Here is a 22,226-nt window from a genome sequence, read left to right as displayed (position 1 = left end):
ATATAAAATACCATATTTTCCATGTATGGAGAAATCGTATAAATGGATTATTTTTGTAGACCGTTGATAGATTTTAAATAACATTAGCTTAATACTAATTTGATCTAATTATTAAAATAAATGTAAAATACCTGATTGTAAAAAGAAAATCAGGTGTTTTTATATTAGAATATTTGAAGAAATACCATGAAGTATATTTTATGATTTGTCTAAAAAAACTTGCGAAGCCATCTATAACTTTTCTGGATTATAAAAGGGTTAAAAGTTATCATTAATCCATATGAAGTAAATTCTTTTGCTGCAAGTATTCAATCAGAATCAAGAAAATATTAAAATAAGGTTTTGTTACCAGTCACAGAAGACGAATTGAAACATCCCTCTATCCACATTGGACGAACTGATTCAAAGACTCCTATCTTCTTCTGAAGATCGGAGTTTTTTTAGATTCATAGCAATTGGATTCTCTTTTTAAATATATATTATGATCTTAAATTCTAACCCTCATGTATTCGTGCATGAGAGTTTTTTAGTTAGGAGGGAGATTCATGAGTATTCTAAAAGCAACATACAATACCTAGACAATGATTACCTTCAAGCATGTCTATTTAAAGAAAAAAATTCTAACAGTTGGTTTTATTACTGGATGATCAAGGTATATTTTTAAAATATTAAATTTGTAAATATTAAGTTTTTTTATAGATAAGGAGGTGGAAATATTGTTTTTAATAGTAAATAATTAGGATGTTCATCTTTTCCAATTTAAATCAACTAAATAGAAATAATAACCATTAAGGAGGACTTTTAGTTGTGACAAATTTTAAATTTGTTAAATCTGCAACAGCATATGTTCTTGGTGCTTCCGTATTAACGATTGCAGTGGGTGTTCCGGGTGTAGATGCTTCAGCAAAAATTACTTACAGCGTGACTAGCAAAGGTATACTTGTAAACGCAAAAACTAACAAAGCAGTGAAAGGTTATAAATCTTACAAGGGTAAGCTTTATAAAGACGGTAAAAAACTTACTGGCCTTTACAACAAAAAGTACTATTTTGAAAACGGCGTAAAAGCTACAGGCATTTACAAGGACGCTTACTACTATAAAGGTGTAAAAAAAGTAACAACAGGTCTATACAAAGGGTACTACTATAAAAAAGGTGTAAAAGCTACAGGTACTTACAAAGGTGCTTACTACGTAAAAGGTGTTAAGAAAGTAACAACAGGTCTTTATGAAGGCAAATACTACAAAAATGGTGTTCTTAACGTAGGACTTGCATTATTTGAAGGAAAATATTACTTGAATGCTACTTTAGCAAACGGCCCAATAAAAGATGCAAACGGAGTTTTAAAATCATACAAAGAAGGTTTAATCGTTACTTACACTGCAAACAGAGTTCCTACAGTTTATGTTTTAGGTAGTTACACCCTTGCTTCAGCAGCAAAAGATTCAAAATATACTTCAGACGAGCCTGTAGTTTTAGCTTCAACAAAAGCGGAAAAGATTACTTTAGACAAAGCAAAAGGCGAATACACTATAACGGCTACTCCTACTTTAAATGCTGCTTTCTTTAAGGAAAACGGGAAAGATACAACGGAAAAGACAGTTAACCGTATTGTTACAATTACTAAAACAGGTGAAAAAATTTCTGTCCCTGTAACTTACTCCATTGATCCTTCAAAAGTTTCGAAAGTAGAAGTATTTAGAAGTGGTACGAAAGAACCTACATCTAAAGTTAAGGTAATCGATAAAGTAACAAAAGCATATAGTCTAGCTGATTTATTAAGAGCTGCAGATTTCAAAACAACTGATCAATACGGTGTGCAATCAGTACCATTAATAGATGCGGATAAAGTTACATTCACAACAGTATCTGGAAGTGCACAGTTTTCTAACAATAGTTCAAAATTTGCAACAGTAGATTCTGCAACAGCTGGTTCAATAGTGAAAGCAACTGTAACAAAAGATGGTAAAGCTGTAACAGTGGAGATTACATTTGATATTACATTTGCAATCGGGGGAGCAAATGGCGGAGAAGGAGACATAAAAGTAGTTTCACCAAAAGAGTTTAACGGTACTTCTGATAAAGCAAAAGTTTTTAAAGGAAACATCAAAGTAGACATCACTGGATTTTCTAAACTAGAGAATGCCGTTATTAATGGGAATTTAGTATTAACTGGAACGGCATCTAAAATTACCTTTTCTAATATTAAAGTAAACGGTCAATTAGATGTTTCGGGTGTTAAAGGCAGTAATGGCAGTAATATTTCTTTTGAAGGTATTGAAGTAGAAGAGGCAACACTTTAATTCTTTTAGCAAATTCTGATGAAGAAAGGAACTAGTTTAAATGAATAAAAGAAAATGGAAAAGGCCATTAAACGCGTTTTTATCGACATTGCTAGTAGCAAGTATCTTAACACCAACCATTCCAACATCTGCTGCTGCAACAGGACATGCTTCAGAACTGATTATTTCTGAGTACATTGAGGGGAGCGGTAATAATAAAGCAATTGAACTATATAATGGGACTGGATCCACTATTGATTTAAGTCAGTATAAGTTAGAGCTATACGCAAATGGAAAAACTACAGCAACTGCAACATTAAATCTATCAGGAAGTTTAGCTGATGGAAAAACTTATGTGATTTATAATAATAGCGCTAATAGCGAGATAAAGAGTAAGGGGAATTTTTCAAATTCTACTGTTATTAATTTTAATGGTGATGACCCTGTAGTTTTAAAAAAATCTGATAACATCGTTGATTCTATTGGACAAGTTGGTCAGACAGACACTAACATGGCGGATGTAACATTAGTACGAAAATCCAATATTACTGCAGGTGATACAATTATTGACGACCCATTCAATCCAACTAATGAGTGGGAACAATTATCGAAGGATGATGCATCTAACCTCGGTCAACATACAATGGATGGATCTCCAGTAGATCCAGGAAACTCAGTTGACATCAAATCGATTGAACAAGCAAGAGCTCTACCAATAGGCGAAACTGTTACGATCGAGGCAGTAGTTGCAGCAAAATTAAAAAATACGATTTCTGTTCAGGATGGTACGGGCGGGATAGCTGTACGTCCATCTACTTTAGATGTAGCGGTTGGTGATCAAGTCACTTTAACGGGTAAAATAGCTGATTACAGAGGATTAATGCAATTAGATGGGGCAACAGTTGTTGAAAAGAAGCCAAATGTAGGTACACCAACACCTAAAGTCGTTTCAGGTGCAGAAGTTTCGGAAGAGAATGAATCTCGCCTAGTAACAGCAAAAAATATTAAGATCCTATCTGTTGATGATAGTAGTACTTGGGCTAACTATACGGTTACAGATGGTAAAACACAATTTGTGGTACGTGATGAAACGAAGACATTAAACTTATCCGTTGGGAAAACTTATGAATCGGTTACTGGGATTGTTCAACAATTCGATGATGTCTATCAAATCATCCCACGTTCCACAGCAGATATTATAGAAGATAAGAGTGTAGTTCAGTCTGTCATGTCATCAATTAAAGCAGGATCTGTTGCAAAAGGTACTGAAGTAACTTTAACGACTACAACTGAAGGTGCAACTATTTTTTACACAACAGATGGAACAGAACCTACCAAATCTAGTAAGGTATACGGTAAGCCTATTGCTATTCAAAATAATATGACACTAAAAGCGTTTGCTGTAAAAGAAGGGTTAAAAGAAAGTCAGGTTACTTCGTATGAATATACTGTTTTTGATCCAGAACAAGGAACCCAAATTCACGATATTCAAGGAGCATCGCATCAATCGCCTAAACGAGGTGAGAAAGTTTCAGGGATTGAAGGAATTGTCACATATGTCTATAAAATAGGAAGCGGAAACTATTTTCATATGCAAACACCTGATGATAAAAAGGACAACAATCCAAAAACATCAGAAGGAATTATTGTTTATACGGGCAACTCTGTAGCAAACGTTAAAATTGGGGATCTTGTAAGTGTTGATGGAAAAGTAGATGAATACCAAATTGATGGTTATAATGATTCAAAAAATGATACAGATCTATCTGTTACACAGATTAATGCCCGAAACGACCAAGGTGGTAAAGTGGGTGTTGTGAAAAGCAATGTAACACTTCCAGAACCAATAGTAATTGATCGCAATAGTCTGCCGTCTGAAGTAATTGATAACGATGGATTTGCTAAATTTGATCCAGAGGAAGATGCTATTGATTTCTGGGAATCTCTTGAAGGTATGAGGGTTCAAGTAGGAACTGTGAAAGCTGTAGCACCTCAGGAACATGGCGATCTGATTACAGTACTAGAAGACAGACAAACGGATACTATTCATGGGGGTGTCTTACTTACAGCAGATAATGCAAATGCTGATAGAATTCAATTTAAACTTTATGATAATACGCAAGCGAGAGATTTTAAAGTAGCCACTGGCGATAAATTTAAGGGCCCTATTACCGGGGTAGTCAATTATGGCTTCCAAAATTATAAAATCTATGCGGATTATAATGAGATGAAATCAAAACATGTTGAAGGTGATTCAAAACCAGAAACAACAACAATCGTAAAAGCAAATGACAAATTAACCGTTGCTTCTTATAATCTTGAAAACTTCTCTAATAATACGAAAGAAACTTCTGATGATAAGGCTCACAAACTGGCTCGAGCATTTGCTTCGGATATGAAAAATCCTGATATTATTGGTGTCACAGAGGTTCAAGATAATAACGGCTCTTCTACAGGGGGCACTGCGGCAGACCAGAGTTATCAGCGATTAATGACTGAAATAGAAAAAGCTGGTGGCGTAAAATATAACTACGTTAATATCGACCCAGTTAATAATGCAGACGGTGGTGCACCGAATGCGAATATCCGTGTAGGATTCTTATATAACCCAGAACGAGTAAAACTCACACAAGGCATTCCAAGTGGTGACGCTACAACAGCTGTAGGATATAAGAATGGAAAGCTAACACTAAATCCAGGGCGAATTGATCCAACAAATCCGGCATTCAATAATAGCCGAAAACCACTAGCTGCACAATTTGATTTTAATGGTAAGAGTGTTGTTGTCATTGCGAATCACTGGAACTCTAAATCAGGTGATACACCATTATTCGGCTCAACACAGCCACCTAAATTGGAAAGCGAAGTGCAACGTCATAAGATTGCAAATGTTGTGAAAGACTTTGTAGAAAAAATTAAAACAGACAACCCAAGTGCCAATATTGTCTCAGTAGGTGACTATAACGATTTCCAATTCACGGATTCGTTAAAAATCCTAGAAGGCAAACACATGACGAATATGATTCATAAAGTGGATAAAGCGGATCGCTATACGTACCTCTTCCAAGGAAATTCGCAAGTGTTAGATCATATTTTAGTATCTAACAATTTAGCTAAATCAACAAAAATTGATATTCTTCATATTAATGCAGATTTCACTGATATGGCTGGCCGTGCAAGTGACCACGATCCAGTAATGGTACAACTAGATTTATCCGAAAAGTCAGATGAAAGTAATGCTGAACCGATTACAGCTGAAAAAACGTACAACTTCACAAACTTAAAAACGAAAAATCTGACACTTTCTTCTCCAAGCATTTTAGTAAATTTTGAGAGTGGCAAGATTACAAAAGGGATCACCATTACAAGTTCGAAATATGCTGAGCTTAAAGGAGCAGGATTCACAGGTAAGGGCTTTGAAGGTGCAGCAATTACGATTAAGCCTAAAGAAACGGGTTCGATTATTAACTTCTCAGGGCTTGCATTGGAAAAAGTCATCATTGATGGATCAAATGTGAGGGAAATTAGAGGTGCTGAAAAGCTTAAAAATATCGAATATATAAACGGTGCAAAACCTGAAACAATTCAATTTAGAGATTCAGAAGGTAAGAAAATTACGCCACCTTCCACACCAGCAGAGAATAGTGCACCCGTAGTCAAAAAAAGCTTTAATAATCAAACTGTAGCAGTGGGAAAAAAACTGAGTTTTTATTTGAAAGACTTTTTTCAAGATCCTGACGGAGATGAACTAACATTTAGTTCTACATTAGGCACTATTAAAAGTTCAGAACTAACTTTGGATTTACCTGTAGGTACACATAATGTGAAAGTCACAGCTACAGATGGAAAGAAATCTGCCACCTCTAGTTTTATCGTAACGGTTACTGCTGATCATGCAACGGATGATTACTATAGTGATGCGATTGGTAAAAAGGGTCAAGTATTAAAGGCTTCATTACACGATATCATAGATGATAACCGGGTGCTTTCGTACAGTGAAGTATGGGATGCTTTAAAAATAACAGATGAAGATCCGAAAAATCCGAATAATGTCATCCTTCTTTATACTGGTGAATCTCGTCCAAAGGTTAAAGCCGGTGGCGATGTTGGGGATTGGAATAGAGAGCATACTTGGGCAAAATCACATGGCAATTTTGGAACGAGTAATGGCCCTGGTACAGATATTCATCATTTGCGACCAAGTGACGTACAGGTAAATGGTGCAAGAGGTAACTTAGATTTTGATAATGGCGGAAGCGCGGTAAGCAATTGTTCCAAGTGTAAAAGGGATTCTGATTCTTTTGAGCCGCCAGATGAAGTAAAAGGCGATATAGCTAGAATCCTTTTTTACATGGCAACACGTTATGAAAAAGGTGACAAAGTTGACTTAGAATTGAATGATAAAGTCAATAATGGAACAACTCCTTTCCACGGAAAACTTTCTATTTTACTACAGTGGAATGAGCAAGATCCAGTAAGTGAATGGGAAAGACAACGAAACGAAAAAATATACCATATTCAAGGAAACCGCAATCCGTTCATCGATCACCCTGAATGGGTAGAAGAAATTTGGTAAGGCATAAGGATGAGTGTCTGCGCGTTAAGATTCCTGAAGTTGTTGCAGTTTTAACAGAAGCATTACCTGAATTAGGAGATAAGGGATCCTAAACCACAACAATGGTTTAGGATTTTCTTTTTTGATAGGAGGGATAATCATGGAAGTACGGATTGAAACATTTCAACACATTAGTACGAGGAGAAGAAGTTTAAGGTTGCCACCATTAAACAAGAGATTTATTTAGATAAGCATTTAAACGTTCAATTGTTGTAAGTGTTTAAATATGTTTTTCTGAGTTTTTGAATCTATGAATGACAATTTGAATCCATAAATTTCTATTTTATTCGTTCCACTTTAATAAAATTTAAGCTCTATTTTCAATATTTCTGTTTAAATAAATAGGTAAAAATAATCTTAATAGACGTTTTTTTACATGATATAATTTCTAATAATTAACATAATTGTATTCTATTTTGCTGATTCTGTTCACTGGATTGACATGGATAGGGATTAAGGAAATCGAAGAGACTTCTGTTTTTATAGAAGAGGTGATGAACATATGTCTTTAGCTTATTACTATGCACTTTTACGTGAAAAGGAACATCAACTTCAAAGGCTTCAGATTTGTAATAGTCAGTTGCAAGCACATCAACAAGAATTTATCGAGTATGAAAAAAAGATTACTCAACCTCCCCTTACCAGTAGCACTTGGCAAGGGATGTTGGCCAATAAGTTTGATCAAACTCGCACCGAGCAGATGCTGACTAAATACCATGAGTTAGATGGACAACAATTCAGTTCTGTTTATACGGTATTCGGTGACAAAATGAAAAGCTTACAAGATGAAATAATTGCGATAAAAGAGATTATTAAACGCCTTGAGGCAGAACTTGCTGCTGAAAGGAAGAAAAGCAAATAACAAGTTTTAGGAGGTGATAGTGGATGAGTACGGAGATTAAAATCAAACACAGTGAGATTGAACAAGCCCTTTCGAAGATGAAATCCTCTACGAATGCTCTTCATACTTCGTTTCCTTCTACAGTTGGCGAGGATAACGTACTAACGCTCGTTCAGAAATGGAAAGGGCTCCATCAAGCGCTCGAACAAGTGTTAGAATCCTACAAAACCCTACTAATACAAAACGAAGAAGCGAGCCGACAAGCTGTTCAGAGTATGATCGAATTGGATGAAAAGCTGGGAGATTATAAACTGTTGAAATGAGAAATTTATGTTAAGTGAGGTGAATCGAAATTTCGAAGGTATTAGATGTTGCTGGCTTACAGAATGGAATAGAGAAAAAGCTTAAATCATTAAAAGATAAACAAAAAGAGATTGCAGAGGTTGAAACGGCAGTACAAGGGATAATCGGACTAGGAGATGTCTTTAAAGGAAAAAGTGGTGATGCGGTACGGGCTTATTATAAAGAAGTACATCTGCCATTTATCTCTTATTACAAAGATTTTATAGAAGATTACGAAAGTAAACTAAAAATCATGGGTAAAGAATTACATGCGCTAGAGTCCGCTAGTAATGGTAGGATTGTCGAATCATTTTTAAAAGAAGAGTTAAAAAGCAGTCTGCAAAACACTGCGAATCATACAATTACGCTAACAGACGAGGCAAATCAGACGATTCTATCTGTACAAGATATTGTTGTAGCACCAAAATTAAATGATGAATCCTTTCTCGAAGAAGTCAATGACGCCAAAAAACAAATTCATGATACAGTAGAAAAAATCCATCAATTTGATTACAATCAAACTAAAACACTAGAACAATTATCCAATGATGTATCGAATATGCAACACTACATAGATAGCATCAAATCGCATACGAAAAGTGGCAAGTTACATCTAGAAAATTATACAAGCGGCACGTTAAGCAAGTATAAGATTGATGAGTTGCTGTTGGAAAATAGTTGTTCTAGAGATGACACAAAAAATATCGAAAAATTGCAAAAGAAACTTTTAAATGCATCTTCTATAGATGAATATTTGAAGATTGCGGAAGAAATCGGCGATGCAAACCTAGATGAAGATCAGAAACAAATCGTCACCCTATTGAAAACAGCGCAAGGTATCAAAAGTGGCCTCTACAAAGCGGGAAAAGACTTTGTGAAAGGGATATTTGATACCGTCCTTCATCCAGTAAAAACGGTAGAGAGCACAGTCCAAGCAATCGCCCACCCAATCGAAACCTACAATTATCTTTCGAAAGCAATCAGCGATTCGTTTGAACGAGATGTGATCAACGGAGATGCCAAGTCACGAGCACAATGGATAGCCTATGCATTAGGAACCATTGGATTGTCCGTAGTAGGAACCAAAGGGGTAGGTGCTGTATCAAAGACCGGAATGGCAACAACGAAAGCTGCAGCCAAAGCAGGAGTAGGCACAGTAAAGGGTGCACTAAAAGAAACCTCCATCCCGAACCTATTTCCATATGCACCCCAACACCAATTAGCTGGTGCGAATATGGGGGTTGTGCCGTTTAATACGGTGGATAGTGTAGGGTTGAGAGATCGGTTGCTTACTATGGCTAAGGTGGAGATGAAGGGGAGCGGTAAGGGTACTAGACCATCATGGAGACAGTCTGAAATTGATGTAGAGAAGGATTTCCCTGAGTATAATGCTCAAAAATCTTTTAAAGATGGTAAAGAAGTACCTTATGGCGAAAAAGGTAGCTCTAGACCAGATTTGTATCAGACTGGGCATAGCATTGAGGTGAAAAATTATAAAATCAGTACTTCAAGCGGACGTAGTAGATTAGTTAACAACGTGTCAAAACAGGTAGAAAAAAGATTAAGTGATTTGCCTAATGGTACAAAACAGTCTGTTCTAATTGATATTAGAGGACAAAATGTATCAGATGAAATACTAGATGGATTGTATGAAAAGATTATGAATAAAACAAATGGTAAAGTAGATATAAGATTTAAAACAAATTGATTGAGGTGAGAAGAATGGCTGTGGGATTTAAGGTGAAATATTACTGGTATCAAGTTGGGCATGGCGATTTCTTACACTCTTTTTTCTCTACAATAAGCTATCATTTAGAGCAAAATGGATGGGGAACTGAGTATCCTTGCTTATTAAATGAACTCTATAAAGGGAAACTTGTGAATAAGAATATTGATAATGCTATAACTGAGTTAGAAGAAATTAAAAAGAAGCTACAGAATTATAGTCCATCACAAGTAATATGGGATATTGAAGATTTATCTAAAAGACCACCTTGGGGTGATAATATTAGTAAGGATATCACAAACTTATCTAATTACTTTATAACAAGTGAGGGTGAGGACTTAATAGATATGTTAATGAAAGCATTAGAGAAGGGACTAAAAACTAATTCAGATGTTTATATAGAAAGCTTATAATATGGCCTTCTATTGATGACCTTGAAATTATATCAAGGTCATTTTTTATAGTTAGTTTTAGGTACCAGTCACGCCGATTACATGGGAGAGGTGTTACGGCATGGTGGATAACAAACTAACTGAACTTCACCATTTAATTCAAAAGGAATCTGGTAATATGGTAGAGATAATTGCAATAACTCATGTAGATTATAAAAAATATTACATGGTTTAATTAAAAATGGTGTTAGCGGTGAACCAGGTAATGCAAAATGGTATTCAGATAAACCACAGGTTAAAAAAGTAATGGTGAAAGAGTAGAATTTAAAGAGGGTAGACTAAATTTCACACCCTGGTCAGAGGGTAATTTAATATTTGAAAAAGGAAAACTAACTGGTACAAGTGATGACTTTTCATTAGTATATGAACAAATACAAAAGTTGATGTAAACTCCCAGGTATCTCTACCTTACTACCTAAGATATTACATGGACTATAAGAAAATGGAGAAAATTTTAGGAATAATCCAGTATTGAAAGGTCAATATAATAATTTCCGATTAAGATATTGGAAATGGAGAGCTAAACAATTCGAAATGGAAAACAAATGAGGTGAAATATATGGACTTGATAACTTTCGAGAAATTTATCGAGGAATTTAGTAAAGAAAAAGATTTCACTGGAGGTATTTGTGAGGAAAAGATTGAGCTCATTGAAGAAAAGCTTAATCTTGTTTTACCTGAAAGTTACAAGTGGTTTTTGAAGAAATATGGGTCAGGTGGAATTTTCAGTATAGATATTTTAGGGTATGATTTTGCAGGAGCATCGGTTGTAGAGATTACTAAAGATTATAGAAAATTTTATGGACTAACTGATGGGATTGTAGTAATTGTTGATGTAGATGCTTTCGGGAATAGAATTAATGCAAAAATAAGTACGGCATTAGTGTCAGATTGGAAAAATACTAGGCAATATGAAGCTGTTATAGAAATACCTAAAGGACAAGTTTTAAATATAGGTAGAGTTGAAAAGCAATATACAAAAACGGGAGCATTGCTAGAAGGCGATTGGGATCAAATATTATTACCACAAGGCTGGCCCTCTGAGTGGATAAAAGAGACACGAGAGGTCCCGAGTAGATAGGAGGACATAATGGATAAGAAAAAGCAGTTAATTGAACAAATAAAAATGGTGATAAATAAATATGAGGAAGACTATGCTAAAGATATTAATAGTGGAGTTTTACAACTTATATATATAAGATATAAGAAAGCATTAGAAATATTAGAGAATAATGAAGATATCAAGGAGATAAATATTTTGGGTGGTGTGCGTGCGTATTTGGATAGTTATAATGACTATCCAAATACGCTATTAGGAGAGTTGCATAAGGCTGAAAAAATAATTAAAGAATTATTATAAAAAAATAAACACTCATAAGCATATAAACAAATGAAAGAAAGGCTAAGCATATGTGAAGTGGAAGTTTTGGTGTCAGGCACTCAAATAATTCTGAAAATAAGCTGCAATAAAGTCTTTAATCACTACTGGGGTTGGAGGCTTTTTAAATACGATTTATTAATTCTAAAATTATGGATTAGAAGACGGAATTGTAGTAATCATTCATGTAGATGCTTTCGCATATTGTTTAGATACAAATAAGATGAAAAACGGTGAATGCCCGGTTATATCATGGGATGTCGATAGTGGAAGTTATGATTCCCAAGAAGCTAATAACTTTTTAGAATTCTTTTGGGAGTATTTAAACGAAAAAAAGAAAACTGGGAAGAAGATGAAGAAGATTGGTAAACTAGATAACCTGCCAAAGAGTAAATCCATTTGGTGGGTTGTTTTTTTATCACTAAAGAAATAGGATTCTTCCCCAACAACAACTCATCAGGAATTTAGTTATTTAGAAGTCGGCTACGGGTTTATTAAAGCTTCAGAGTTTAATATTAATCGAATTATGGATCCTTATTCAATAAGAGATTTTCGATTAAGAGTTAATGATTCTGAGTTTTATCCTGACATTGAAATCTATGATGAATATGAAAATAACAAACAAATATTTTTTGAAGGCAGTTAATCAGCTTTAACGTCAATAGAATTGAATAAAAATAATAGAAGTCCAATTTACTATTATGATATTCAAATTGCGACTTCCCTTGAAGAATTTTTAAATAAAATGGAAGAAAACGATAAATATTATTTGGAGTTAGTAGATTAAAGACGATAATAAAAAAATAGATAATATTACACAAACGTTTCATAAGGAGATATACATTGGTATCAGGTATCGGAACAAAAGGGATATATGATTCGTCGTGCATACTGTAAGAACCAATCCTCCCTGTCGTTTTACCCTCTTTTTAAGAAGGTCTCCATCATCGCCAAGCAGATAAAAACTCTTATGTATTTATACATAAGAGTTTTCATACTTATAGGGGATTTTTTTGGTGTTCATAACAATAGATGTTTCCTTTGAATTTTGGATTTGATAAACAATACGATTGTACTTTATTTGAAACAGGTTTCTTACAGATAACGCACTTATTTTTAGCGGCTGTGTCATCATTCTCCTTGTTAGTTATTATCTTCTCAACATGTTGTTTTCTAATGGAGGGGTCGAGGACGTTGGATTGTGAAAGTGTATTGTAGATCTTTTCAATCTCATCATTTGTTAATACGGGTTGATTGTGAAGCATTTTGAGAATAGCAATTTTTCTATTTATAACCTCCGATAATAGAATATCGTAAATAACCAATTCGTTTGATTGTATTTTCTGTAAATTTGGATCAATTTTTAGAGTGCATCGCTTAGTAAAAGATACGATTGAAATAAAGTGTTCATGAAATTTTTTATCAATTTCATCTTTTATGGCTTGCATATGGCCGTAATTTTGTAGTAAGGGATTCATCATTTTGAATTTGCCATTAATTAACCACGTTTTTCGATTCTTTTCGCCATAAATAGTTCCTTGATAGTTCTTTGTTTCAATAACAAATATTCCATAAGGTGTGATGATTACGTGGTCAATTTGGGAGTAGCCTGTAGAAGACTTTCCGTTCTTAATCAGTAGGTCACTATGATATTTATAATTTTTTGGAAACTGATCTAGTTGGATATTAATTTTATATTCACCAAGTTCTCCTTTTCGGTTTGCCCATTGTTCATTATTTTTCTTATTTGTGGAAGTCTTTTTAACTGAAGGATTGGTAACTTTTTTTCCATTCTTTTTCTTTTTATTAAAGAGAAAGCCAAAAACCATAATTTTGCCTCTTTTCTTAATCAAGTGATTCCTTCTAAATGTGATTATATTTTTATAAAATATGCCAATATTTATATCTAAGGGACTATCGAATTATTTAAAAACTAAAATAGATAGAGTTAGAACATGTCTATTAAATAATTCTAGAATTTACTTATTTCAACTGATATACAACATCAATACTAATGGTATTTTATTTTACCATATTTATGGTAAAATTTAGAGGCAAAAGATTAATTAGGAGGAAAAGTAAGTGAAAAAGTGGATAATTTCCATAGTAAGTATTTTATCAATATGTTTAGTGTTTTCATCAACAGTATCTGAATATGATGCACAGGCTGTAGGACCAACAGTAAAGATAAAGAAGTACAAAAATAATAGGTATTATCAATACGCTGTAATCAGTGGAGCAAAATATAAGAGGGCAAACGCAAAAATGCTGGAACACACTAAAAAAATTTATAAGGTTAATGCGAAGCTTCAAACAAAGTTGAAGAAAGATTTAAAGAGTGGCAGAGCAATGAAAGGAATGCAATATTGGTCAAAAATTAGTTGTAAAAAGAAATATAGTAGCTCTTCAAAAATAAGCATACTATGTGTAAATGATACATATGATGGCGGGGCTCATGGAATGCAAACTGTAAAATCCTTTAACCTGTATAAAGGAAAGGTCATAGGTCTAAAACCTGCATTTAGTTCGGAAAAGAATTACGTAGATGGAAAAAGCTATGCGAAAAACTATATGCTCAATCATCCGAATGATTACCCGTTTGCAGATCATCAAACAACGATTGCAGGACATTCTTTCTTCTGGACTTCTAAAGGGTTAAAAGTTGTTTTTGATCCATATGAAGTAAATTCGTATGCGGCTGGTATACAATATGTATCCGTACCAAGTAAATATTTAAAATAAGTTTTTGGTGCAGGGTACTTAAACATTTCATAGACTATAGATTAAGTCCTTAATCTCTTTGGAGGTTAAGGACTTTTATCTTTTAGTCAAGAATGGTGTTAGTAGATTATAATCTTCCGATACATATTTTAAGAAATAATAGAGAAAGTTCTAGGCAATCTCTAGAACTGGAAAGTCAATATGATAATTTTTACGGAAGGTACTGGCAATGGAGAGCGAAACAATGTAGTCACTATAAAACATTAGAAAATCTATCGTAAATAAAAAATAATTATTGACAATAAGATATTTATTTTATATACTTTTTAAGTCGCTAAAACGACATGGAAATAAATGAGTAATAACAAATATCAAATCATTATTTAAATATTTGTTGTTGACACATTATAATTACTTTGATATAATGATTAAGTTGTCGCAAGATAATGAAAATGAACCTTGAAAACTGAACAAGCAAACGTTAATCAATAAACTTTGATCACTAACATTTGTTAGTGACAAGGACAAAATTGTTATCAATAGATAACGCTAGCAAAGCAAATGAGCTTTCAAACTTTACTTTTATGGAGAGTTTGATCCTGGCTCAGGACGAACGCTGGCGGCGTGCCTAATACATGCAAGTCGAGCGAATGACGAGGAGCTTGCTCCTCTGATTTAGCGGCGGACGGGTGAGTAACACGTGGGCAACCTGCCCTGTAGACTGGGATAACTTCGGGAAACCGGAGCTAATACCAGATAATCCATTTCACCTCATGGTGAAATGTTGAAAGGCGCTTTCGGGCGTCACTACAGGATGGGCCCGCGGTGCATTAGCTAGTTGGTGGGGTAACGGCCTACCAAGGCGACGATGCATAGCCGACCTGAGAGGGTGATCGGCCACATTGGGACTGAGACACGGCCCAAACTCCTACGGGAGGCAGCAGTAGGGAATCTTCCACAATGGACGAAAGTCTGATGGAGCAACGCCGCGTGAGTGATGAAGGTTTTCGGATCGTAAAACTCTGTTGTAAGGGAAGAACAAGTACGTTAGGAAATGAACGTACCTTGACGGTACCTTATTAGAAAGCCACGGCTAACTACGTGCCAGCAGCCGCGGTAATACGTAGGTGGCAAGCGTTGTCCGGATTTATTGGGCGTAAAGCGCGCGCAGGCGGTTTCTTAAGTCTGATGTGAAAGCCCACGGCTTAACCGTGGAGGGTCATTGGAAACTGGGAGACTTGAGTGCAGAAGAGGAAAGTGGAATTCCAAGTGTAGCGGTGAAATGCGTAGAGATTTGGAGGAACACCAGTGGCGAAGGCGACTTTCTGGTCTGCAACTGACGCTGAGGCGCGAAAGCATGGGGAGCAAACAGGATTAGATACCCTGGTAGTCCATGCCGTAAACGATGAGTGCTAAGTGTTAGGGGGTTTCCGCCCCTTAGTGCTGCAGCTAACGCATTAAGCACTCCGCCTGGGGAGTACGACCGCAAGGTTGAAACTCAAAGGAATTGACGGGGGCCCGCACAAGCGGTGGAGCATGTGGTTTAATTCGAAGCAACGCGAAGAACCTTACCAGGTCTTGACATCCCAGTGACCACTCTAGAGATAGAGTTTTCCCTTCGGGGACATTGGTGACAGGTGGTGCATGGTTGTCGTCAGCTCGTGTCGTGAGATGTTGGGTTAAGTCCCGCAACGAGCGCAACCCTTAATCTTAGTTGCCATCATTTAGTTGGGCACTCTAAGGTGACTGCCGGTGACAAACCGGAGGAAGGTGGGGATGACGTCAAATCATCATGCCCCTTATGACCTGGGCTACACACGTGCTACAATGGACGGTACAAAGAGTCGCTAACTCGCGAGAGCACGCTAATCTCATAAAACCGTTCTCAGTTCGGATTGTAGGCTGCAACTCGCCTACATGAAGCCGGAATCGCTAGTAATCGCGGATCAGCATGCCGCGGTGAATACGTTCCCGGGCCTTGTACACACCGCCCGTCACACCACGAGAGTTTGTAACACCCGAAGTCGGTGAGGTAACCTTTTGGAGCCAGCCGCCGAAGGTGGGATAGATGATTGGGGTGAAGTCGTAACAAGGTAGCCGTATCGGAAGGTGCGGCTGGATCACCTCCTTTCTAAGGAATATTTCGGAATACAGACCTTGGGTCTGTAAGATTAACGGTTGCTGTTCAGTTTTGAAGGCTCATCGCTTTCAAAACTTGTTCTTTGAAAACTGGATAAAACGACATTGAAGAAATTCTTAAGTAACACATTTTTTTATATTAAGTTTTAAATTTTTTAGGCTTAATAACTTGAAAGTTGTAAAAGGTTTCAAGACACGAGTAGTACTAGGAAATGAGTGAGTGAAAACCGGAGTGCACTTTGGTGCATGAGGATTTGAACGAGTGAAATTGACGACGTAATGCGATGTGTATTGAAAACTGAAGGTTAAGTTATTAAGGGCGCATGGCGGATGCCTTGGCACTAGAAGCCGATGAAGGACGGCACTAACACCGATATGCTTCGGGGAGCTGTAAGTAAGCTATGATCCGGAGATTTCCGAATGGGGGAACCCACTGTTCGTAATGGGACAGTATCTTGACGTGAATACATAGCGTCATGATGGCAGACTCAGGGAACTGAAACATCTAAGTACCTGAAGGAAGAGAAAGAAAATTCGATTCCCTTAGTAGCGGCGAGCGAAATGGGAAGAGCCCAAACCAAGAGGCTTGCCTCTTGGGGTTGTAGGACACTCTATACGGAGTTACAAAGGAATGAATTAGACGAAGCGGTTTGGAAAGACCTACCGAAGAAGGTAACAGTCCTGTAGTCAAAAGTTCATTCCCTCCAGAGTGGATCCTGAGTACGGCGGAACACGTGAAATTCCGTCGGAATCTGGGAGGACCATCTCCTAAGGCTAAATACTCTCTAGTGACCGATAGTGAACCAGTACCGTGAGGGAAAGGTGAAAAGCACCCCGGGAGGGGAGTGAAAGAGATCCTGAAACCATGTGCCTACAAGTAGTTAGAGCCCGTTAATGGGTGATAGCGTGCCTTTTGTAGAATGAACCGGCGAGTTACGATTACATGCAAGGTTAAGTTGAAAAGACGGAGCCGTAGCGAAAGCGAGTCTGAATAGGGCGAATGAGTATGTGGTCGTAGACCCGAAACCAGGTGATCTACCCATGTCCAGGGTGAAGGTAAGGTAACACTTACTGGAGGCCCGAACCCACGCACGTTGAAAAGTGCGGGGATGAGGTGTGGGTAGCGGAGAAATTCCAATCGAACTTGGAGATAGCTGGTTCTCTCCGAAATAGCTTTAGGGCTAGCCTCGTGATAGAGAATCCTGGAGGTAGAGCACTGTTTGGACTAGGGGTCCATCCCGGATTACCGAATTCAGACAAACTCCGAATGCCAGTGATTTATGCACGGGAGTCAGACTGCGAGTGATAAGATCCGTAGTCAAAAGGGAAACAGCCCAGACCACCAGCTAAGGTCCCAAAGTAATTGTTAAGTGGAAAAGGATGTGACGTTGCTTAGACAACCAGGATGTTGGCTCAGAAGCAGCCACCATTTAAAGAGTGCGTAATAGCTCACTGGTCGAGTGACGCTGCGCCGAAAATGTATCGGGGCTAAACAATTCACCGAAGCTGTGGATAGACATCTACGATGTCTGTGGTAGGAGAGCGTTCTAAGTGCTGTGAAGTCAGACCGGAAGGACTGGTGGAGCGCTTAGAAGTGAGAATGCCGGTATGAGTAGCGAAAGATGGGTGAGAATCCCATCCACCGAATGACTAAGGTTTCCTGAGGAAGGCTCGTCCTCTCAGGGTTAGTCGGGACCTAAGCCGAGGCCGACAGGCGTAGGCGATGGATAACAGGTTGATATTCCTGTACCACCTCCCTACCATTTGAGTAATGGGGGGACACAGTAGGATAGGGTAAGCGCACTGTTGGTTATGTGCGTCTAAATAGTAAGACGTGAGAGTAGGCAAATCCGCTCTCTATAACGTTGAGCTATGATGGCGAGCTCGTATGAGCGAAGTTCCTGATTTCACACTGTCAAGAAAAGCCTCTAGCGAGGTAGGAGGTGCCCGTACCGCAAACCGACACAGGTAGTCGAGGAGAGAATCCTAAGGTGAGCGAGAGAACTCTCGTTAAGGAACTCGGCAAAATGACCCCGTAACTTCGGGAGAAGGGGTGCTCTAGTAGGGTGCAAGCCCGAGAGAGCCGCAGTGAATAGGCCCAGGCGACTGTTTAGCAAAAACACAGGTCTCTGCAAAACCGTAAGGTGACGTATAGGGGCTGACGCCTGCCCGGTGCTGGAAGGTTAAGGGGATTGCTTAGCGCAAGCGAAGGTGAGAACCGAAGCCCCAGTAAACGGCGGCCGTAACTATAACGGTCCTAAGGTAGCGAAATTCCTTGTCGGGTAAGTTCCGACCCGCACGAAAGGCGTAACGATCTGGGCACTGTCTCAACGAGAGACTCGGTGAAATTATAGTACCTGTGAAGATGCAGGTTACCCGCGACAGGACGGAAAGACCCCGTGGAGCTTTACTGTAGCCTGATATTGAATTTTGGTACAGCTTGTACAGGATAGGTAGGAGCCAGAGAGACCGGAGCGCCAGCTTCGGTGGAGGCGTCCTTGGGATACTACCCCAGCTGTATTGAAATTCTAACCCGTACCCCTAAGCGGGGTAGGAGACAGTGTCAGGCGGACAGTTTGACTGGGGCGGTCGCCTCCTAAAGAGTAACGGAGGCGCCCAAAGGTTCCCTCAGAATGGTTGGAAATCATTCGCAGAGTGTAAAGGCACAAGGGAGCTTGACTGCGAGACCTACAAGTCGAGCAGGGTCGAAAGACGGGCTTAGTGATCCGGTGGTTCCGCATGGAAGGGCCATCGCTCAACGGATAAAAGCTACCCCGGGGATAACAGGCTTATCTCCCCCAAGAGTCCACATCGACGGGGAGGTTTGGCACCTCGATGTCGGCTCATCGCATCCTGGGGCTGTAGTCGGTCCCAAGGGTTGGGCTGTTCGCCCATTAAAGCGGTACGCGAGCTGGGTTCAGAACGTCGTGAGACAGTTCGGTCCCTATCCGTCGTGGGCGTAGGAAATTTGAGAGGAGCTGTCCTTAGTACGAGAGGACCGGGATGGACACACCGCTGGTGTACCAGTTGTTCTGCCAAGAGCATCGCTGGGTAGCTATGTGTGGACGGGATAAGTGCTGAAAGCATCTAAGCATGAAGCCCCCCTCAAGATGAGATTTCCCATTACGCAAGTAAGTAAGATCCCTTGAAGACGACAAGGTAGATAGGTTCGAGGTGGAAGTGTGGTGACACATGGAGCTGACGAATACTAATCGATCGAGGACTTAACCAAAAGTTGATTTAAGAACTTCAATAAACGTTTATCCAGTTTTGAAAGAATAAAATCTTTCTATATAGGAGATTTTCAAGATACGAGCAGTACGAAGTAATGCGAAGTAGATTGTAAATCGAAGGTCTAGTAATGATGGCAAAGAGGTCACACCTGTTCCCATGCCGAACACAGAAGTTAAGCTCTTTAGCGCCGATGGTAGTTGGGGGCTGTCCCCCTGCGAGAGTAGGACGTTGCTAGGCACACTAAGGAACAACTGATATCTATCAGTTGTTCCTTTTATGGAGGATTAGCTCAGCTGGGAGAGCACCTGCCTTACAAGCAGGGGGTCGGCGGTTCGATCCCGTCATCCTCCACCATTTCCTTGAAATTTGTTTTAAATGAGTCATTAGCTCAGTTGGTAGAGCATCTGACTTTTAATCAGAGGGTCGCTGGTTCGAATCCTGCATGACTCATCATTTAATTATAAATCGCGGGTGTGAGATCTAATCCCATCGCCCGCTTTTTCTTAATACATATTGCGGAAGTAGTTCAGTGGTAGAACATCACCTTGCCAAGGTGGGGGTCGCGGGTTCGAACCCCGTCTTCCGCTCCATTAAGAGATGCCGGGGTGGCGGAACTGGCAGACGCACAGGACTTAAAATCCTGCGGTAGGTGACTACCGTACCGGTTCGATTCCGGTCCTCGGCACCATCTTTTATTTAAAATAAAACGAAGTGATTTAATTATTATGGCGGCCTAGCTCAGCTGGCTAGAGCGTACGGTTCATACCCGTAAGGTCGGGGGTTCGATCCCCTCGGCCGCCATATTACCTGGAGGAATACCCAAGTCTGGCTGAAGGGATCGGTCTTGAAAACCGACAGGCGGGTCATACCGCGCGGGGGTTCGAATCCCTCTTCCTCCTCCATTATTTATAAAGCAACTATATAATCATCGCGGGGTGGAGCAAATCGCAAAACGAAGATTGCGATTAACGTCGACGCAAGCGAAGCGTGGAAGACGTCAATTTACCTAGTGCATAATTAAAACAAATTTATACTACTATCGCGGGGTGGAGCAGTTCGGTAGCTCGTCGGGCTCATAACCCGAAGGTCGCAGGTTCAAATCCTGTCCCCGCAACCAAAATGGTCCGGTAGTTCAGCTGGTTAGAATGCCTGCCTGTCACGCAGGAGGTCGCGGGTTCGAGTCCCGTCCGGACCGCCATTTTTTACATAATTAATTGTTATCACGGGTCGGTAGCTCAGTTGGTAGAGCATTAGATTGAAGCTCTAAGTGTCGGCAGTTCGATTCTGTCCCGACCCACCATATGCGGGTGTAGTTTAGTGGTAAAACCACAGCCTTCCAAGCTGTTGTCGAGAGTTCGATTCTCTTCACCCGCTCCAATTATGGGCCTATAGCTCAGCTGGTTAGAGCGCACGCCTGATAAGCGTGAGGTCGATGGTTCGAGTCCATTTAGGCCCACCATTTAACTATTCCGAAGTAGCTCAGTTGGTAGCAGCATCTGACTGTTAATCAGAGGGTCGCAGGTTCGAGTCCTGCCTTCGGAGCCATATTGGCCCCTTGGTCAAGCGGTTAAGACACCGCCCTTTCACGGCGGTAACACGAGTTCGAATCTCGTAGGGGTCATACTTAAAAATCCTTTAGAATCATTTGGTTCTAAAGGATTTTTTTGCGCAATGATATGCATGAAATCTTGTAATGTATAGACTATTTGACTATTAAAAGAAGCTACTGCCCATCTAGCTTCTTTATGTTAACAGCTACTATAGCCTTTTTCTGATATGTCCTGTTGTTGCTTTTCTTTGGATACTGCCCAACAACTATAAAGTTATAAAACTTACAAACTTAAAGAGATTTATACATTTAGAAAACATATAAGCTTAAAGCACTTGCTTGTCAACCAAAGGTAATAGGTGCTTTTTAAGATAACAGCATAGGGTACGGGTAATGACAGTGGCATCAGTTGAATTCAATGTCGTTTTGAACTACATTAGACATTGGTATCAGGTATTCAATAACTTTGAAAGTAAGCTATTAAAGCCTTCAATCTCAACCGAGTTTTTGAAGGCTTTTTAAATACGGTTTGTATTAATTTGAAAGTTTAATGGGCTATTTGTGACATATAGGAATGTTAATTATGCAGGATATTTACTTACTTGTTATATTAATGTTAATGTTCTCTTAACTTTTCCAATGCAACCTCTTTTTCATTTTCTGGTTCATGGAGAGGGTATATTCTAGCTGTTCCTTTTGTTTCATCTACATGTTGAATGTATATAGGAACGCCATCATGTAATACATTCGCTAAAACTGGTGATGCAGCAATTTCTTGTGCTCTTTGAATATCCATTTAAAAACCTCCAATTCATTTTGTTCTTCTTCATTATTCTCATTCACGTATTAAATAATGCATGAAGAAACAATTTTTATGGTACCAGGCACCGGACCAGAACACCTGATGTTTAAAAGTAGTTAGGTGTTTTGGTATGATTTTACGTCATTC

At 38.7% G+C, this 22,226-nt stretch carries 12 protein-coding genes, 13 tRNA genes, 3 rRNA genes and 3 pseudogenes; 29 read left to right on the top strand and 2 right to left on the bottom strand.

Annotated features, from left to right (window positions below):
- Positions 1-807: 807 nt before the first annotated feature.
- The 12 genes and pseudogenes from CEF14_RS11755 to CEF14_RS11705 form a co-directional block, all read left to right on the top strand.
- A complete protein-coding gene (locus tag CEF14_RS11755; RefSeq protein WP_102693027.1) occupies positions 808-2,301 on the top strand; it encodes a hypothetical protein in 1,494 nt (497 codons plus the stop codon).
- 40 nt (positions 2,302-2,341) lie between these two features.
- Entirely contained in the window at positions 2,342-6,856 is a 4,515-nt protein-coding gene (locus tag CEF14_RS11750; protein ID WP_102693026.1) for an endonuclease, read from the top strand.
- Between the two features lie 541 nt (positions 6,857-7,397).
- Entirely contained in the window at positions 7,398-7,757 is a 360-nt protein-coding gene (locus tag CEF14_RS11745) for a DUF5082 domain-containing protein (protein WP_102693025.1), read from the top strand.
- A 23-nt stretch (positions 7,758-7,780) separates the two neighbouring features.
- Positions 7,781-8,059, top strand: coding sequence for a YwqI/YxiC family protein (locus tag CEF14_RS11740; RefSeq protein WP_102693024.1), 279 nt, complete (start codon positions 7,781-7,783; stop codon positions 8,057-8,059).
- A gap of 23 nt (positions 8,060-8,082) precedes the next feature.
- The gene (locus CEF14_RS19305; RefSeq protein WP_322788401.1) at positions 8,083-9,786 is read left to right on the top strand and encodes an LXG domain-containing protein; all 1,704 of its coding nucleotides are present in this window, start codon (positions 8,083-8,085) and stop codon (positions 9,784-9,786) included.
- A gap of 14 nt (positions 9,787-9,800) precedes the next feature.
- The gene (locus CEF14_RS11730; RefSeq protein WP_102693022.1) at positions 9,801-10,217 is read left to right on the top strand and encodes an immunity 70 family protein; all 417 of its coding nucleotides are present in this window, start codon (positions 9,801-9,803) and stop codon (positions 10,215-10,217) included.
- A 103-nt stretch (positions 10,218-10,320) separates the two neighbouring features.
- On the top strand, positions 10,321-10,431 hold the full coding sequence (locus CEF14_RS19300) for an HNH/ENDO VII family nuclease (RefSeq protein WP_245890157.1): 111 nt from the start codon (positions 10,321-10,323) through the stop codon (positions 10,429-10,431).
- A 266-nt stretch (positions 10,432-10,697) separates the two neighbouring features.
- Positions 10,698-10,805 (top strand): annotated as a pseudogene (locus tag CEF14_RS18825) (hypothetical protein); the annotation flags it as partial.
- A 10-nt stretch (positions 10,806-10,815) separates the two neighbouring features.
- Positions 10,816-11,337 carry an SMI1/KNR4 family protein gene (locus CEF14_RS19400; protein WP_211284602.1) on the top strand — a complete coding sequence of 174 codons (522 nt, stop codon included), beginning with the start codon at positions 10,816-10,818 and terminating at the stop codon, positions 11,335-11,337.
- A 9-nt stretch (positions 11,338-11,346) separates the two neighbouring features.
- Positions 11,347-11,616 (top strand): hypothetical protein, encoded by a 270-nt coding sequence (locus CEF14_RS11715; protein WP_102693021.1) that lies wholly within the window; start codon positions 11,347-11,349, stop codon positions 11,614-11,616.
- A 172-nt stretch (positions 11,617-11,788) separates the two neighbouring features.
- A pseudogene (locus CEF14_RS11710) lies at positions 11,789-12,003 on the top strand (SMI1/KNR4 family protein); the annotation flags it as partial.
- A gap of 100 nt (positions 12,004-12,103) precedes the next feature.
- Positions 12,104-12,421 (top strand): annotated as a pseudogene (locus CEF14_RS11705) (hypothetical protein); the annotation flags it as partial.
- 211 nt (positions 12,422-12,632) lie between these two features.
- On the opposite strand, the gene CEF14_RS11700 reads toward CEF14_RS11705, so the two are convergent.
- Positions 12,633-13,487: a nuclease-related domain-containing protein gene (locus CEF14_RS11700; protein ID WP_245890155.1), complete on the bottom strand. Its 855-nt coding sequence runs from the start codon at positions 13,485-13,487 to the stop codon at positions 12,633-12,635.
- Positions 13,488-13,716: 229 nt separating this feature from the next.
- On the opposite strand from CEF14_RS11700, the gene CEF14_RS11695 reads away from it, so the two are divergent.
- The 17 genes from CEF14_RS11695 (at position 13,717) to CEF14_RS11615 (ending at position 21,349) form a co-directional block, all read left to right on the top strand.
- A complete protein-coding gene (locus tag CEF14_RS11695) occupies positions 13,717-14,376 on the top strand; it encodes an RsiV family protein (RefSeq protein WP_102693019.1) in 660 nt (219 codons plus the stop codon).
- 560 nt (positions 14,377-14,936) lie between these two features.
- A 16S ribosomal RNA gene (locus CEF14_RS11690) occupies positions 14,937-16,486 on the top strand.
- Between the two features lie 311 nt (positions 16,487-16,797).
- Positions 16,798-19,726 (top strand): 23S ribosomal RNA (locus tag CEF14_RS11685).
- A gap of 122 nt (positions 19,727-19,848) precedes the next feature.
- Positions 19,849-19,965: ribosomal RNA gene (gene rrf / locus CEF14_RS11680) — 5S ribosomal RNA — on the top strand.
- Together the 16S, 23S and 5S rRNA genes with 13 tRNA genes alongside form the textbook arrangement of a ribosomal RNA operon.
- A gap of 41 nt (positions 19,966-20,006) precedes the next feature.
- A tRNA-Val gene (locus CEF14_RS11675) sits at positions 20,007-20,082 on the top strand.
- A gap of 23 nt (positions 20,083-20,105) precedes the next feature.
- A tRNA-Lys gene (locus CEF14_RS11670) sits at positions 20,106-20,178 on the top strand.
- 65 nt (positions 20,179-20,243) lie between these two features.
- A tRNA-Gly gene (locus CEF14_RS11665) sits at positions 20,244-20,318 on the top strand.
- A gap of 9 nt (positions 20,319-20,327) precedes the next feature.
- A tRNA-Leu gene (locus tag CEF14_RS11660) sits at positions 20,328-20,416 on the top strand.
- Between the two features lie 39 nt (positions 20,417-20,455).
- A tRNA-Met gene (locus CEF14_RS11655) sits at positions 20,456-20,529 on the top strand.
- 8 nt (positions 20,530-20,537) lie between these two features.
- A tRNA-Ser gene (locus CEF14_RS11650) sits at positions 20,538-20,630 on the top strand.
- 138 nt (positions 20,631-20,768) lie between these two features.
- Positions 20,769-20,845 (top strand) — tRNA-Met (locus CEF14_RS11645).
- A gap of 4 nt (positions 20,846-20,849) precedes the next feature.
- Positions 20,850-20,926: transfer RNA gene (locus CEF14_RS11640), tRNA-Asp, on the top strand.
- A gap of 26 nt (positions 20,927-20,952) precedes the next feature.
- Positions 20,953-21,028 (top strand) — tRNA-Phe (locus tag CEF14_RS11635).
- Positions 21,029-21,031: 3 nt separating this feature from the next.
- Positions 21,032-21,105 (top strand) — tRNA-Gly (locus CEF14_RS11630).
- A 5-nt stretch (positions 21,106-21,110) separates the two neighbouring features.
- Positions 21,111-21,187 (top strand) — tRNA-Ile (locus CEF14_RS11625).
- A 9-nt stretch (positions 21,188-21,196) separates the two neighbouring features.
- Positions 21,197-21,273: transfer RNA gene (locus CEF14_RS11620), tRNA-Asn, on the top strand.
- Positions 21,274-21,277: 4 nt separating this feature from the next.
- A tRNA-Glu gene (locus CEF14_RS11615) sits at positions 21,278-21,349 on the top strand.
- A gap of 544 nt (positions 21,350-21,893) precedes the next feature.
- On the opposite strand, the gene CEF14_RS11610 is transcribed toward CEF14_RS11615, so the two are convergent.
- Positions 21,894-22,073: a small acid-soluble spore protein H gene (locus tag CEF14_RS11610; RefSeq protein WP_102693018.1), complete on the bottom strand. Its 180-nt coding sequence runs from the start codon at positions 22,071-22,073 to the stop codon at positions 21,894-21,896.
- Positions 22,074-22,226 lie beyond the last annotated feature (153 nt).

Origin of the sequence: Rummeliibacillus pycnus, assembly GCF_002884495.1 — a bacterium.
GTDB lineage: Bacteria > Bacillota > Bacilli > Bacillales_A > Planococcaceae > Rummeliibacillus > Rummeliibacillus pycnus.
The sequence above is the reverse complement of the archived record's forward strand: the minus strand, read 5'-3'. Positions and strand labels throughout refer to the sequence as shown.